The following is a 14,558-nucleotide window of genomic DNA, read 5'->3' on the forward strand; positions in this document are numbered from 1 at the left end:
TACTATACTACTGACTAGTAGGTAGGAGTGATTATATGAATTTAGAAGATATTGATCTGTCTAAAAAGATTTCATCTAAAAAAGAATATAAAAAAAGCTAAAATCTTTGCAGCTACGCTTATTGCGGTTAGAACACATTATCTATATGGAAAAGGTACCTATTATATTTGCGTTTGAAGGGTGGGATGCGGCAGGGAAAGGGGGAGCTATTAAGCGTATTACACAAAAGTTGGACCCCCGAGGCTTTCACGTGTATCCGATTAGTGCACCAACTGATGATGAACGTAGGTATCACTATCTTCATCGCTTTTGGACAAGATTGCCGCACGCTGGGCAAATAGCTTTATTTGATCGTTCTTGGTATGGACGCGTACTCGTCGAGCGCGTTGAAAATTTAATTTCAACAAGTGAGTGGGGAAGGGCGTACGAAGAGATTAATCAGTTTGAGCGTACGTTAACGGATAACGGCTATATTGTAGCAAAGTTTTGGTTCCACATTAGTAAGGATGAGCAGCTCAAGCGCTTTAAAGAAAGGGAAGCGGATCCTTTTAAACGCTGGAAGTTAACAGAAGAAGATTGGCGTAATCGAAAAAAGTGGGACGAGTATGAAGAAGCGGTAGAGCATATGTTTAAATATACGAATACGAATCAAGCTCCGTGGTTTGTTATTGCAGGTAACGATAAGCAATATGCGCGAGTCAAAACCTTAAGCGTGATGATTTCTTACTTTGAACAAAAATTGATGGAGCGTGGAATTCAAGTATAGTAAAAAGGTGACGAATATTCGTCACCTTTTTATGATTAAGCGTACATACCTTTAACTTGTTTTTGTAAGTCTGTGTTTGTTAGGTATTCATCATATGTTGTTTGCTTATCAACCACTCCGTTTGGCGTGATTTCAATAATGCGATTCGCAATTGTTTCAACGAACTGATGGTCATGAGATGTGAAAATCATTGCACCTTTATAGCTCATTAATCCGTTATTTAATGCCGTAATCGATTCTAAGTCTAAGTGGTTGGTAGGATCGTCTAAAAGAAGAACGTTTGAACCACTTAGCATCATTTTAGAAAGCATACAGCGAACCTTTTCGCCTCCAGATAATACATTGGCTTTCTTTAGTACTTCTTCACCAGAGAATAACATTCTTCCTAGGAATCCACGAAGGAAGCTTTCGCTTTCATCTTGTGGTGAGTATTGGCGTAACCACTCAACTAAGTTTAAGTCGCTATTCTCAAAGTACTCAGAGTTATCTTTCGGGAAGAACGATTGAGATGTTGTTACACCCCATTTAAATGTACCGCTATCTGCTTCCATTTCACCCATTAGAATCTTCATAAGCGTTGAGTTTGCAATTTCGTTACGGCCAACTAACGCAATTTTATCTTCTCGATTCATTGTAAAACTTACGTTATCTAGTACCTTAACACCATCAATGATTTTTGTTAAACCTTCAACTCGCAGTACGTCGTTTCCAATTTCACGCTCTGGCGTAAAGTTTACGTATGGGTAACGACGAGAAGATGGACGGATATCATCTAACGTAATTTTATCAAGTAATTTTTTACGAGATGTTGCCTGCTTTGATTTTGATGCATTGGCGCTAAAACGAGCGACAAACGCCTGAAGTTCTTTAATTTTTTCTTCTTTTTTCTTATTAGCATCAGATGCCATTTTTTGAGCAAGCTGGCTAGATTCATACCAGAAGTCGTAGTTACCAACGTAAACTTGAATTTTACCAAAATCTAAATCCGCAATGTGCGTACACACTTTGTTCAAGAAGTGACGGTCATGGGATACAACGATTACTGTGTTTTCAAAGTTAATTAAAAACTCTTCTAACCACTGAATTGCCTGAATATCTAAGTTATTGGTCGGCTCATCTAGTAGTAAAACGTCAGGTTTGCCAAATAAAGCTTGAGCAAGTAATACTTTTACTTTTTCACTACCTGTCAGCTCAGCCATTTTTTTATCGTGAAGATCTTCAGAAACGCCTAAACCTTTTAAAAGAATCGCTGCTTCAGATTCAGCTTCCCAACCGTTAAGTTCAGCAAATTCACCTTCAAGCTCAGCTGCTTTCATTCCATCTTCATCAGTGAAGTCAGCTTTCATATAAATAGCATCCTTCTCTTGCATCACTTCATATAAGCGAGCGTGACCCATAATAACGGTTTTTAATACTTCATATTCTTCGTATTCGAAATGGTTTTGTTTTAAGAACGCTAGGCGTTCGCCAGGTCCCATATGTACATCACCAGTTTGTGACTCAAGTTCACCAGATAAGATTTTCAAAAATGTTGACTTTCCAGCACCGTTCGCTCCAATCAATCCGTAGCAGTTACCAGGCGTAAACTTAATGTTTACATCTTCAAATAACTTACGGTCTGCAAAACGTAGGCTTACATTACTAACTGTAATCATGTATGAGCAATCCTCCAAATTCAATATCTATCAAATTATATCATTCTTTCTTTACAAGAGCGATATCAATAGCAATAAATTGAACATAAAGTGTACATGAACCAAGGAATAACGTCAAGGAGGCTCAGCTTTTACTCTATTTCTGGCAGGAGCCGAATGTCTTACGCTCCATTCCACAAGTTTTTTAACTTGTTTTGGGAACGAACAAAAAATATCCGAACGATTGCAGGTTAGCGATCGTTCGGATATCTCATTAACTAAAATACTTATGAATCAGCCTTATTCAAAGATATAAGCCAGTGCACGAATTGCTTGGTCTGGTGTTTCAACGACAACTTGTGCTTTGTTTGAAAGCTCTTTTAAAGGATGGTGCAGTTTTTCTGGACGTACAAGGATAAGGGGCTTGTTAAATGCAACGGCTGTAGCCGCGTCCATTGCGCTATTCCACTGTTTGTATTTTTCACCGAAAAGCGCAATGACTACGTCGGATTTCTTAAGCAGTACTTCTGTGCGCAAGTTGTTAAAAGCTGAAGCGGCTTCATCTTTTAAAATAGCTGAGTCTTGTTTACCTAAAATGACTTCGCCGATATTATCCGAGCGATCATGGTCCGTCATCGGTCCTACAAACGTAATTGGAAGCTTTAAGTCCTCCGCTTGCTTTTTGATATCGTCTCTCCAATTATCATGAATTTGTCCTGCTAAATAAACGACTAATTCCATAACGGCATCCCCTTTATAAAAAAATATATATACGTATAGCTTACCAAAAAAATGAAAAATAAACGAATGGTTTGTTTTAATCTAGACAAATACCTCAAAACAAGGAAAAATAAAAGACGGATTACATAGAAGAGAGGATGAACATTATGTCAGAGAGAGAGGTACTACAGGTTCATAACGTCACGAAAAAGATTGGCAATAAAATTATTTTGGATAACGTATCATTGTCTGTGCGAAAAGGAGAAATCTTTGGGTTACTAGGTCCAAACGGTTCGGGTAAAACTACGCTTATTCGAGCAGTTGTAGGTTTAGTAAGTTCAACAGGAGACGTTACCATTAACAATCATGACCAGCGCAAACAATTTAATGAAGCTGTCAAATCAATTGGTGCAATCATTGAAAACCCGGAGTTTTATGGATATTTGACAGGTTATCAAAATTTAAAGCATTTTGCACGAATGCACGGTGTGTCTGCAAATCGAATCGATGAAGTGGTCGAGCTAACAAGGTTAGAAAAAAGCATTCACCAACCGGTAAAGACTTATTCACTCGGAATGCGTCAGCGCCTCGGAGTTGCACAAGCTATTCTACATAAACCGTCACTACTGCTACTAGATGAGCCTACTAACGGCTTGGATCCAGCAGGAATGATTGAATTTAAAACATATTTAAAGCGGTTGTGCAAAGAAGAAGGAATTTCAATTCTTATTGCTAGCCATTTGTTGAAAGAAGTGGAAGCCTTGTGTGATCGCGTAGGGATTATTCAAGACGGCAGACTGCTATCTGTTCAAGAATTAGCTAAGCGTAATATAGAAGAGAACCTAACGATTGTATTTGCAGTTGATGCTGTAGAAAAAGCGGAAAATCTGCTATCAAATCAAGGCTACACTTGTGCAATAAAAGAAAAGCAGCTTTCTGTACAAGCTCAACCGAAAGAGGCTGCTGCTATTAATAAACTTCTAGTGGAAGAAGGCATTGAAGTATACCAAATTACTCCAATTTATGAATCGCTAGAACAATCGTTTATGTCTGTTACGGGAGGAGATTTCAATGCTTAATTTAATACAAAATGAACATATGAAGTGGTTTATGAAAAAAAGCACAAAAGTCGTATTTCTGGCAATTGCTGTCTTAACGCTTGGAATGGCTCTTATAATGAGAACTATTACAACGAATGCTGGAATTGCAGAAACGTTGCCAGGCTTTGTTGCTTTCACTTCAAACTTTTTAATTATTGTCCAATTTTTTGCTGTAGCCGCTGCTGGATCGATTGTTGCATCTGAATTTGAAAAAGGAACGATTAAACTTCTATTAATTCGTCCTAAGAGTCGCTCAACTATTCTTTTATCCAAATACCTGACTAGCATTTTTATTAGCTTGTACTATTTGGCTGCCTTCTTTTTATTTTCAATCATTTGGGGTATTATTTTCTTTTCAGGAGGAGCTTTTAATGGTCAAGAAGGACAAGGTATCTGGATTGCATATGGTGTTTCATATCTTGAAACCTTTATGATGGTTGCTTTTGCGTTTATGCTATCGTCGGTATTCAGAAATAGTGCATTAGCAGTTGGTCTTGGCATTGTTGTTGGAGTAGGAGCAAAAATGCTTGCTGGAATTTTATCTGAGTTTCAAGTACAGTGGGGAATTATTTTACTGTTTGCTAACACCAACCTTAGTCAATATATGGATGGAAATCAAACGTATTTCCCTGGGATGACCCTACCGTTTTCTCTATTTATTATTATAGCTCATCTAATCTTCTTTGTTGGAACGGCTTGGCTGTTTTTCTTAAAGCGAGACGTAGCGAATTGATATTTGAATTTTCTTTCTTTTTGTTTTTCTACAATAGTGTTTGACAAGGAAAGTAAAAGATATTAAAGTAGTTAAGAGTTAATTTTGAATAATAAATTTAAAAAATATTATACTTCTTATCAAGAGAGACGGAGGGACTGGCCCGATGATGTCTCGGCAACTGACTCACAGAGTGCGGTGCCAAATCCAGCAAACAATTTTGTTTGAAAGATGAGAAGAGCGTATTCTTATAAAGAATTATAAGAGGGCCTCTTCTTGATGAAGAGGTCTTTTATTTATGCAAAGAGGTGTAAACATGGGAAAACAAAAAGAAAACGGTTGGGCACTGCTGCCGCTAGGAGTATTTCTAGCTTTGTTTGTAGGCTCGGGGATTATTACAGGTGATTTTTATAAGCTTCCTGTACTTGTAGCAATTATCGTAGCGGCTATCGTTGCCTTAGCGATGAACCGGAAAGAAACGCTAAATGCGAAGGTTGAGCGTTTTGCTAAAGGCGCAGGTCATCCGGACTTGATGATTATGGTCTTTATCTTTATTCTGGCGGGCGCTTTTTCAGAAGTAGCAAGCGGCATGGGAGCGGTTGATTCAACGGTTAACCTTGCTTTATCTGTTTTGCCACAAAGCTTGCTTGTTGTTGGATTATTCTTTATCGGTGCTTTTATCTCACTTGCGATGGGTACTTCTACTGGTACCATTGCGGCTCTAGCACCAATTGCAGTTGGAGTAAGTGCTGAAACGGATATTTCTGCAGCACTAGCCGTAGCAGCCGTTATCGGCGGTGCAATGTTTGGAGATAATTTATCCATTATTTCTGATACAACAATTGCTGCGGTTCGTACGCAAAAAACAAAAATGAACGATAAATTTAAAGTGAATTTTCTAATTGTATTACCAGCAGCAATTATTACAATGGTTCTTTTATTAGTAATGACGCTTGGAAATAATTCTAATGTAGATGTTGAAAGTTTTAGCTTTGTAAAAATGCTTCCTTATATAGGAGTGCTGGTTGCAGCATTGCTTGGATTAAATGTGTTAGCAATTTTAACAGGGGGGTATTGTTGTAGCTGGAATTATTGGATTGGCAGACGGAAGCTATACGCTAGCAACCTTTGCAAAAGCTATTACAACAGGAATTGGCGGTATGGCTGAACTCATTATTCTCAGCATCTTAATTGGTGGAGTCGTTGAACTTATTAAGTATAATGGAGGGATCCATTTCTTGCTTGGGCTATTAACACGTAATATTAAAACAAGAAAAGGCGCAGAGTTTAGTATTGCTGGATTAGTAAGCGCGACAAATCTTTCGACAGCTAATAACACAATTTCAATTATTACGGTCGGGTCTTTAGCAAAAGAGATTGCAGATGAATACGAAATCGATAACCGTAAGTCAGCAAGTATACTTGACTTATTTTCATGTAGCGTGCAGGGACTTGTTCCATATGGAGCGCAAATGCTAATTGCATCAGAATTTGCAAAAGTATCCTCAGTTGAACTAATGCCATTCGCATTTTATCCAATCTTAACAGCGATATTTGGAATTTTAGCGATTGTCTTTAATTATCCAAAGCTTACTCATAAACAACCTGCTAAAAAACAAATAGCTTAATTTCATCAGATGACATCAACCGGAAAGAAGGGTTGATGTCATCTTTTTTTAGAGTTAAAATGTTAGAATATTGAAAAAGAGGTGAAAGGATGATTTGTTTTAGGAATCGAGTGTTTCGCTCTGTACAGAATACGGATAACGGTGAAGTATCTTCTCATACGACCTTTCGCTATGAGCAAGAAGGCAGAATTATTCACGCAACGTATGAAGGTGGAGACGTTTTATCGGGACGTTAGTTGGGACTATAGACGAAAAGAGCTGTCTTACATTCCGCTATCAGCATGTTAACATAGCTTATGAAATTCGCGGAGGCACATGCTTTTCTACACCGGAGGTTTTGCCAGACGGAAGGATTCGCCTACATGAAGAGTGGCAATGGTTAGATATAGATCAGACAAAAGGTCGATCAATCACTGAAGAGGTTGTACATAAATAATTAGAAAAAGCGATAGGTTTCTATCGCTTTTTTGAATCGTAAAAATCATAAAAATCTTCGAATTCAACCTCCTTCCATAAATCTGGTTTTTGCTTTAAAGCTACCATAGCTAGTAAAATTTCAACTCCGCATAAAACAAATAAAATAACCAATCCAAGCATCATTTATGACCACCTTTCGTTATAATAAAAACAGCATAAATGATGAAACGCGTTTCAGAACAAGAGCAAAAGGAGAGAAAAATGGTAAATATTCGAGATATTGCAAAGAAAGCTGGGGTATCCGTTTCTACCGTATCGCGAGTTTTGAACAATCACCCTTATGTAAGCGAAGAGAAGCGAGAGCGTGTACAAGCAGTCGTGGATGAGCTCAACTATGAGCAAAATAGCAATGCAGTTACTTTATCAAAAGGAAAGACTAATCGGATTGCAGTTGTTCTTCCATTTATTAATCACCCATACTTTAGCGTCATACTTGAAGGGGTTTCAAAGCAAGCACTTAGCGCTCACTGTCAGCTTGTATTGTGCCAAACAGCTTACGATGTAAAGAAGGAAATTGAAGCACTTCATATGTTGAAAACCAAGCAGGTAGATGGTGTCATCATTTGCTCTAGAGCAAATGATTGGAGTGTTCTTAGCGAGTATCAATCGTATGGCCCTGTTGTTGTATGCGAAGACGGAACAGCTAAAAAGGTGTCGTCCGTGTACGTTAATCATTACGCAGCTTTTGAAAAAGCCCTATCTTACCTGCATGAGCACGGACATCAGAAAATTGGTTACTGCGTAGGCAGGATGAGTGGTACAAACAGTGAACAGCGAGCTAATGCTTACGGTGATTTTATGAAGAGGTTGCAAGAACCGATACGAGAAGAGTGGGTATTCACAGATTGCTTATACATAACAGATGGAGATATGATTGTAGATCGTTTGCTTGCAATGGACGACCGGCCAACAGGATTGCTTGTTACCAATGATCAGCTTGCAGTAGGAGTTATAACTCGCTGTAAGAAAGAAGGTTTATCAGTGCCCAAAGACATTGCGATTATTGGGTTTGATAATCATCCGTTAACAGCTTATTTAGACATTACTACTATTCAGCTACCACTTTTTGAAATGGGGGAGCATTTATTTAAACTTGTGCTTGATAAAAGTCTTCAATACATTGAACTTCCTTTTCAGCTTATTGAACGTCAGACAGTGTAAAAAAGCACCATTATAAAATCACTATGTGCGGACACTATAGAAATAAAGCTGAAATAGAGAAGGTGACATAATGAAAAAAGAATATCATGTTGGGGACCAAGTTTTTGTGATCTATCGAAACCCTCATACGGCAAACGTAGCCAATATTACGCAGGGAGAAGTAGTTCAGCATCCTGAAAATAACAGCGACGTTGCGCTGCTTTTACATGAGTCGTATCACTTATTATCAGATGATGATGCGATATACACAAGCTATGAAGAAGCAGAACGAGCATATAACGAACTATTTGATTACGGACCGTACGAAGGCTAAAAAAGGCGCTGTTTAAACAGCGTCTTTTTTAGCCTACATTTAACAAGCATATGCCATTCCTTTTGCAACAGGGTGTATGGGACACTGTCACTATTGTTATTTACAAACGACGATGGGAAGTAAGCCGTACATCAGAACGTATGTAAATGTAGAAGAAATTCTAGATAGAGCTGAGCAATACATGAAAGAACGAGCACCACAAATTACGCGTTTTGAGGCCGCGTGTACGTCTGACATTGTAGGTATTGATCACTTAACTCATACGCTCAAGCATGCCATTGAATATTTTGGAGAAAGCGATTTAGGACAACTTCGCTTTGTGACAAAGTTTCATCATGTAGATCACCTTCTTGATGCTAAACATAACGGTAAAACGCGCTTTCGTTTCAGCGTGAATGCTGATTATGTTATTAAATATTTTGAACCTGGAACGTCACCGTTAGATTACCGAATTGAAGCAGCGAACAAAGTGGCAAAAGCGGGGTATCCTCTGGGGTTTATCGTAGCACCTATCTATATCCATGAGGGATGGAGAGATGGGTATCGCAAGCTATTTGAAAAGCTGGATGCTTCCATTCCACAGGAATCGCGTGATGATATTACATTTGAAATGATTCAGCATCGATTTACAAAACCAGCCAAACGTGTCATTGAAAAGAACTATCCAAAGTCTAAGCTACAAATGAATGAAGAAGAGCGTCGCTATAAGTGGGGACGCTATGGGATTGGAAAGTATGTGTATACAAAGGACGAAGAGCATGAGCTGCGTGAAACGCTTGAATACTATATTGGTCAATTCTTTCCAAATGCAAAAATTGAATACTTTACATGAGCAGAAAGTGCAGGCATTTTTAGCCTGCACTTTTTATTGTTAAATTGAAAAGAGATATCCTAAAAAACACTAAAATGATATAATTTGGTAATTGATAAAGCTATAGGGAGAGATGTTATGGATCATAAAAGAATAGAGAACCTAGAAAAAAAGATTACGGTATTAGAGGAGGAAGTAAAGGAGTTAAAGCAACTACTTACTAATCAATATGGGAGCAAAACAGAATTTACAGTGCAGGCAAAGAAACCTTCAAATCATGAAGAAGCGGTTTCTCATCAGCCGATGAAGCCAACTGAAGTTTATGAACAACAAGTGAAAAAATCAACGAATTGGGAAGAACAGCTTTTTCAAATATGGTTGCCCCGCATTTTTATTTTTGTTTTTATAATTGGTGTTCTTTGGGGATTTAAAGCTGCTTCTGACTACGGGGTAATGAGTGAAGGTGTCAAGGTTACGCTAGGATATATTGTAAGCGCCGCATTTGTAGGTGTTGGCCATTTGCAAATTGTAAAAAAACGCTCTGTATTAGGGCAAGTGCTCCTTGGTGGGTCCGTTCCAATCCTAATGCTAACAACGTTTGCAGCGCATAGTTTATATGGAATGATTGGGCCTTCGTTTGCATTTATGTTAAACGCGCTGTGGGTTGTAGCAGGGCTTGGCATGACTGTTTATTATCGTTCACAAGCGCTTGGGATCATTAGCATAATTGGCGGGGTGCTTGTACCGTTCTTAATAGAAAGTAACTCACCCAATCAACTTGTGTTTATTAGCTACGAAACGCTCTTATACCTCGCTTTTGCGTTCATTGCGTGGAGATTGAATTATCATGTGTTATATGGGTTAGCGGCAATACTCTTGAATGTAGTGTTGTTAGTATATGGTTGGTTTGTAGAGTTTACATCCCTTCTAGGAGCAGCTCTTCTTATTCAACATGTCTGTTTACTTTTACTGTCAGCCGTTCGCAAGGGGAATGAGTTTATTTATGCCTCAACTACTTTGGCAAGCTTATTTATCGTTTATGGCTGGATAAGTAGTACGATGGAAAAAACAACTGTTACCATTATAATTGCTGTACTTATTGTAGTATATGCCCTATGTATTAAGGTATATAAAAAAGAAAAGGTGAAATTTGACTTTTTTATGAGCTATTTAGTCATTGGCATTGCGTTTTTGATTAATCAGCTTCTTAATAAAGAAGATGCACTGTTGCTTTATATTATTCAAGGAGCTGTTACTTGTTATTTAGCACATAAATATAACAATCCAATTCAGAAATTTGTGGGATATGCAATTTACACAATCAGCGCAGTTGCTGTTATGGCGATACCAATTGAGGCGGTATTTTCACAACCGACATTAAATTGGCTTGGTTTTTTAGGCACAATGCTTTTTTTAGTGTTTATTCAAAATAATTCAATGAAAAAATCAACCTTGTTTGTAGCAAGTACCAGTATTTTATTTACCATTTTAACCTTAAGTTTTGTCACGCAGGAAGTTCAACTTTTCACAGAAGCGTTATCGACCAATACTCAAACATTAGCTCTGACATTTTCGTGGATTTTACTAGCTATCATTGGTTTATCTATTGGTATAGTAAAATCATTCAAAGCGGGTACTTATATTGGAATTAGCTTATTGTTTCTTACTTTAATTAAGCTTGTTCTTTATGATTTACCGTTCATTCCTTTAGCCATCCGAGCTGTTTTATTCATTGCGTTAGGTGGAATTGGTCTTATCGTATCCAGAATTTTGCATAAAAAAAAGACTTAACTTTATATTTGATATCACTAGTGTCGCATTAAAATAATTCAACGCTTTATAAAAATCTAAATTTTCAGTAATTTTATCTTTGCATAAAAAAGCCTTTATAATGGTTGGGCGGTACTAAACCATCCAAATCCAAAATAAAGGACAATAAGCATGGATAAGTTTACACGAAAAACATCATTTGAACAATGGTTTTCACCGATTTTCTCCACAAAACTCGAGGAATTGGTTGAAAGCTATCAATTAAATTACTATACAAAGAAGCTACACATTGCGTCATTCTTGAAATTGTTCGTATTCGCTCAGCTCAATGAAACCGAGAGTCTGCGTGCAGTCAGTGAGACATTATTTTCTGACGACCTTCAAAAAGCGACGCATTTAGAAGCGATTAGCTTTTCGCAGCTCGGACGCCGATTAAATCAAGTGCCGACTGAAGTGTTCCAACAGGTATTTTTGGATTTAGTTGCCCAAATTCACGAGAAATCACATTATGAGCAGCGCCGAGAAACGACAACACCACTGAAAATTATCGACTCGAGTACGTTGCCATTGAACTTGAAAAACCATAAGTGGGCTGAATTCCGTAAAACAAAGTCGGGCATCAAGCTTCATTTACGTCTTGTTTACGCAGAAAAAGGCTGTTCCTATCCAGATAAAGCGGTGCTGACAAACGCGAAAGAACATGATCGTGGTCAGCTGGAAGTACTCGTTGACGACAAAGAATGCATGTACGTCTTTGACCGGGGTTACTTGGATTATGAACGATTTGACCGCATGACAGACGATGGGTATGTCTTTGTGTCACGCTTACGAAAAAAACGCTGTCATGCGTGTAATCGAGCCATTTAAACTGCCTGAAGACTCGCTTGTGTTTTCAGATGAAATGGTTTTGATTGGTACACCACAAAACCGTGCAGAAAACGCTTTTCGCCTCATCAAAGTGCTCGATTCAAAAGGAAACGAACTGCATCTGATCACGAATCGATTTGATTTAAGCGCTGACGAAATCGCTGAGTTATATAAGTCGCGCTGGGCAATCGAGCTATTTTTTAAATGGCTGAAGCAGCACTTGACTATTAAAAAGTTCTACGCACAAAGCGAACAAGGCGTGCATAATCAGGTGTACATCGCGATGATTGTCTATTGCCTGCATGTACTGGCACAACTGAACACGAATAGTTCGAGAACGTACTTACAAATTAGTCGTTTACTGAAGGCAGCTCCATGGAAATCCGCTCACTTATGGCTACGAAAAATCGCAGGAAAAGCGGTCCCATAAAGGGTTTCCCGCCTCTGTCACACTCGTCAACAGTTATAGTAAAAAAATGGATGTTTACTACCTCTGTTCAAGAGTATTCGTTTTTCTTTATAAAAGGAAAAATAAGAAAACAGAAAATTCGGTTAAAATTTATGCGACGCTAGTGATAAAGAATAGGAAATTCACAAGTCGATTATAATGAGAGAGAAGTAAGATAAAAAACCTTTCATACAACATATTTAATGAGTTGCCACAGATTAAATTAAAAAGTAGCATCTACTCTCAGTCATTGAAATAAAATTTGCTACAATAGATATAGGTAACTAAGGGAGTGATTTCATGGATCGCCAGATTGTTCAATCTATTACTGACTTTTTACATACCCACATAGACCCTTCCTTTATCATCGTATTTGGGTCGTTTGCAAAAGGAACAACCCATCAAGAAAGTGATATTGATATTGGTTTTTATGTAAAGCATAAAAAATTAGAGAAATACGAAATTTTTATGTTAGCTCAAGAGTTAGCAACTATATTAAAAAGAGAAGTTGATTTAGTGAATATCGCAGAAGCTTCTACGGTTTTTCAAGCTCAAATTTATATGACTGGAACAGTTATTTATTCAAATGATGATAGGTTGCGTATGAGTGAACAAATGAAAGCCTTAAAAATGTACGCAAAATTAAATGAGGAACGAAAAGATATATTAAAGAAAGTAGATGAAAGTGGGAGTATTTATGAGAAATGATGTTATTTTAAACAAAATTAGTGTAATTGAAAGATGTAACAAGCGTATTCTGGAAGTATACCAACAGGACCCTAAAAACTTACTGGATTATACAAAACAAGACTCCATTATTTTAAATATTCAACGTGCATGTGAAGCTTGTATTGATCTAGCCATGCACATTGTTGCTGAAGAACGTTTAGGCCTACCTCAAACGAGCAGAGAAGCTTTTGATATGTTAGAGTCACAATCTATTATAACAAGTGAAATTTCTTACAGGATGAAAGCAATGGTAGGTTTTCGTAATATTGCAGTGCATGATTATCAAGCAATCAATCAAGACATCTTACAAAAGATCTTAGATAAACATTTAGATGACTTTACTACTTATACAAAGCAAATTCTTAATTATTGATTAAAAAACCTTAAACTTTTTGTTTATTTGATAACGGCTATTTTAGGTGGCACTGGTATACTTTGCTTAGGTTCTGGTGCAAATATTTGAAGAAAATCTAAAAAAGCCACAGATTCCTAGTGACTGTTCGCCTTAAGTAATCAACCCAAACAGTTGATGAATGAACTTCACTTGATTTTGGACAGACTTGTCCCGTAAAACAAGTTGTCCTTTTTTAATCATATGCATCGCTTTTATTCCCGAAAGAATAGATGTAGCTGTACGAAAAGATTTCAACCCTAACATAGAGCGCACTCGTTTTTTAATAAATCGATGATCTTGTTCCACAATGTTATTCAGATATTTTACCTGCCGTATTTGGATGCCTACGGGCATCTTTTTCTCTTTCTTTAACTCTTCAATCGCCATAGGATAGGCTGGGTTCTTGTCTACTGTGATCACACGAGGCTTGGAAACATGAAAAGACCGCAAAGCTTTCTTGAAAAAGCGCTTTGCAGCCTTATGACCTCTTGTTTGACTTAAATAAAAATCAATCGTATTTCCTTCTGAATCAACGGCACGATAGAGGTACATCCATTGACCTTTGACTTTCACATACGTCTCATCGACTCGCCAAGAATCATTGGTTGGTTTAAGATGACGCCGTATGCGTTCATCTAATTCTGGTCCATATTGATGAACCCAACGCATAATGGTTGTGTGGGCAATAGATAGACCTCGCTCTTCCATCATTTCGACTACATCACGAAAGCTAAGGTTGTACCGCAGGTACCATCTAACGGTTAGTAAAATAATGTCCGGCTGATAATGTTTCCACTTAAATAGATTCTGCTTTTCCATACTGATCACGTCCTTCTTTTAGAGTACTAGTATCAGTATGTCCAAGTTTTAGAGATTGCTTACAAGTGAATTGAAGTTTTTGCACCAGAACCAATAGATGGGGAAAAGTTTTATAGTGATAAACAATATGAAATTTTAAGAGAAAATCAAAATCATTACTTCATAAAAACTGAAATTGATACCAATAAGGTGACACTGTTACCCAAATC

General features: G+C 37.6%; 12 protein-coding genes, 4 pseudogenes and 1 riboswitch. Of the genes and pseudogenes, 12 read left to right on the forward strand and 4 right to left on the reverse strand.

Features of this window, described 5'->3' with window-relative positions:
* Nucleotides 1–35 precede the first annotated feature (35 nt).
* Nucleotides 36–766, forward strand: a pseudogene (locus MKZ18_RS09410) (polyphosphate kinase 2 family protein).
* A gap of 35 nt (nt 767–801) precedes the next feature.
* Here the strand turns inward: MKZ18_RS09410 and MKZ18_RS09415 are convergent.
* Nucleotides 802–2,421 (reverse strand): ABC-F family ATP-binding cassette domain-containing protein, encoded by a 1,620-nt coding sequence (locus MKZ18_RS09415; RefSeq protein ID WP_025910477.1) that lies wholly within the window; start codon nt 2,419–2,421, stop codon nt 802–804.
* Nucleotides 2,422–2,700: 279 nt separating this feature from the next.
* Nucleotides 2,701–3,141, reverse strand: coding sequence for a YtoQ family protein (locus tag MKZ18_RS09420; protein WP_025910476.1), 441 nt, complete (start codon nt 3,139–3,141; stop codon nt 2,701–2,703).
* A gap of 146 nt (nt 3,142–3,287) precedes the next feature.
* Here MKZ18_RS09420 and MKZ18_RS09425 point away from each other — a divergent pair, with 146 nt between their 5' ends.
* The 4 genes and pseudogenes from MKZ18_RS09425 (at nt 3,288) to MKZ18_RS09440 (ending at nt 6,796) form a co-directional block, all read left to right on the forward strand.
* On the forward strand, nt 3,288–4,199 hold the full coding sequence (locus MKZ18_RS09425; protein WP_061785251.1) for an ABC transporter ATP-binding protein: 912 nt from the start codon (nt 3,288–3,290) through the stop codon (nt 4,197–4,199).
* Nucleotides 4,192–4,953, forward strand: a complete 762-nt coding sequence (locus MKZ18_RS09430; protein WP_061785252.1) for an ABC transporter permease — start codon at nt 4,192–4,194, stop codon at nt 4,951–4,953. Before MKZ18_RS09425 ends, MKZ18_RS09430 begins: the two co-directional genes overlap by 8 nt.
* Nucleotides 4,954–5,066: 113 nt before the next feature.
* Nucleotides 5,067–5,170, forward strand: a riboswitch (SAM riboswitch).
* A 78-nt stretch (nt 5,171–5,248) separates the two neighbouring features.
* Nucleotides 5,249–6,560 (forward strand): annotated as a pseudogene (locus MKZ18_RS09435) (Na+/H+ antiporter NhaC family protein).
* Nucleotides 6,561–6,649: 89 nt separating this feature from the next.
* A complete protein-coding gene (locus tag MKZ18_RS09440) occupies nt 6,650–6,796 on the forward strand; it encodes a hypothetical protein (RefSeq protein ID WP_340842548.1) in 147 nt (48 codons plus the stop codon).
* A gap of 220 nt (nt 6,797–7,016) precedes the next feature.
* Here MKZ18_RS09440 and MKZ18_RS09445 read toward each other — a convergent pair whose 3' ends face one another.
* Nucleotides 7,017–7,160 carry a hypothetical protein gene (locus tag MKZ18_RS09445; RefSeq protein ID WP_176031374.1) on the reverse strand — a complete coding sequence of 48 codons (144 nt, stop codon included), beginning with the start codon at nt 7,158–7,160 and terminating at the stop codon, nt 7,017–7,019.
* A gap of 78 nt (nt 7,161–7,238) precedes the next feature.
* Here MKZ18_RS09445 and MKZ18_RS09450 point away from each other — a divergent pair, with 78 nt between their 5' ends.
* The 7 genes and pseudogenes from MKZ18_RS09450 (at nt 7,239) to hepT (ending at nt 13,509) form a co-directional block, all read left to right on the forward strand.
* Nucleotides 7,239–8,198 (forward strand): LacI family DNA-binding transcriptional regulator, encoded by a 960-nt coding sequence (locus tag MKZ18_RS09450; RefSeq protein WP_025910469.1) that lies wholly within the window; start codon nt 7,239–7,241, stop codon nt 8,196–8,198.
* Nucleotides 8,199–8,268: 70 nt separating this feature from the next.
* Nucleotides 8,269–8,511 (forward strand): transcriptional regulator SplA domain-containing protein, encoded by a 243-nt coding sequence (locus tag MKZ18_RS09455; protein WP_025910468.1) that lies wholly within the window; start codon nt 8,269–8,271, stop codon nt 8,509–8,511.
* Nucleotides 8,512–8,560: 49 nt separating this feature from the next.
* A pseudogene (gene splB, locus MKZ18_RS09460) lies at nt 8,561–9,343 on the forward strand (spore photoproduct lyase); the annotation flags it as partial.
* 117 nt (nt 9,344–9,460) lie between these two features.
* Nucleotides 9,461–11,113 (forward strand): DUF2339 domain-containing protein, encoded by a 1,653-nt coding sequence (locus tag MKZ18_RS09465; RefSeq protein WP_061785253.1) that lies wholly within the window; start codon nt 9,461–9,463, stop codon nt 11,111–11,113.
* A 150-nt stretch (nt 11,114–11,263) separates the two neighbouring features.
* A pseudogene (locus tag MKZ18_RS09470) lies at nt 11,264–12,389 on the forward strand (IS4-like element IS4Bsu1 family transposase).
* Between the two features lie 318 nt (nt 12,390–12,707).
* Complete coding sequence (mntA, locus tag MKZ18_RS09475) at nt 12,708–13,115, forward strand: type VII toxin-antitoxin system MntA family adenylyltransferase antitoxin (RefSeq protein ID WP_061786715.1); 408 nt, start codon at nt 12,708–12,710, stop codon at nt 13,113–13,115.
* Nucleotides 13,105–13,509: a type VII toxin-antitoxin system HepT family RNase toxin gene (gene hepT / locus MKZ18_RS09480; RefSeq protein WP_061786716.1), complete on the forward strand. Its 405-nt coding sequence runs from the start codon at nt 13,105–13,107 to the stop codon at nt 13,507–13,509. The genes mntA and hepT overlap by 11 nt, the downstream gene beginning before the upstream one ends.
* Before the next feature lie 132 nt (nt 13,510–13,641).
* Here hepT and MKZ18_RS09485 read toward each other — a convergent pair whose 3' ends face one another.
* Nucleotides 13,642–14,349 carry an IS6 family transposase gene (locus MKZ18_RS09485; RefSeq protein WP_144594424.1) on the reverse strand — a complete coding sequence of 236 codons (708 nt, stop codon included), beginning with the start codon at nt 14,347–14,349 and terminating at the stop codon, nt 13,642–13,644.
* Nucleotides 14,350–14,558: the final 209 nt, after the last annotated feature.

The sequence above is a fragment of the Priestia sp. FSL W8-0001 genome (assembly GCF_038050335.1).
Taxonomy (GTDB): Bacteria; Bacillota; Bacilli; order Bacillales; family Bacillaceae_H; genus Priestia; species Priestia flexa.

Coding starts and splice junctions, on each gene's coding strand:
- MKZ18_RS09415 (WP_025910477.1), bottom strand. CDS start 2,421: ATGATTACAGTTAGTAATGTAAGCCTACGTTTTGCAGACCGTAAGTTA.
- MKZ18_RS09420 (WP_025910476.1), bottom strand. CDS start 3,141: ATGGAATTAGTCGTTTATTTAGCAGGACAAATTCATGATAATTGGAGA.
- MKZ18_RS09425 (WP_061785251.1), top strand. CDS start 3,288: ATGTCAGAGAGAGAGGTACTACAGGTTCATAACGTCACGAAAAAGATT.
- MKZ18_RS09430 (WP_061785252.1), top strand. CDS start 4,192: ATGCTTAATTTAATACAAAATGAACATATGAAGTGGTTTATGAAAAAA.
- MKZ18_RS09440 (WP_340842548.1), top strand. CDS start 6,650: ATGATTTGTTTTAGGAATCGAGTGTTTCGCTCTGTACAGAATACGGAT.
- MKZ18_RS09445 (WP_176031374.1), bottom strand. CDS start 7,160: ATGATGCTTGGATTGGTTATTTTATTTGTTTTATGCGGAGTTGAAATT.
- MKZ18_RS09450 (WP_025910469.1), top strand. CDS start 7,239: ATGGTAAATATTCGAGATATTGCAAAGAAAGCTGGGGTATCCGTTTCT.
- MKZ18_RS09455 (WP_025910468.1), top strand. CDS start 8,269: ATGAAAAAAGAATATCATGTTGGGGACCAAGTTTTTGTGATCTATCGA.
- MKZ18_RS09465 (WP_061785253.1), top strand. CDS start 9,461: ATGGATCATAAAAGAATAGAGAACCTAGAAAAAAAGATTACGGTATTA.
- mntA (WP_061786715.1), top strand. CDS start 12,708: ATGGATCGCCAGATTGTTCAATCTATTACTGACTTTTTACATACCCAC.
- hepT (WP_061786716.1), top strand. CDS start 13,105: ATGAGAAATGATGTTATTTTAAACAAAATTAGTGTAATTGAAAGATGT.
- MKZ18_RS09485 (WP_144594424.1), bottom strand. CDS start 14,349: ATGGAAAAGCAGAATCTATTTAAGTGGAAACATTATCAGCCGGACATT.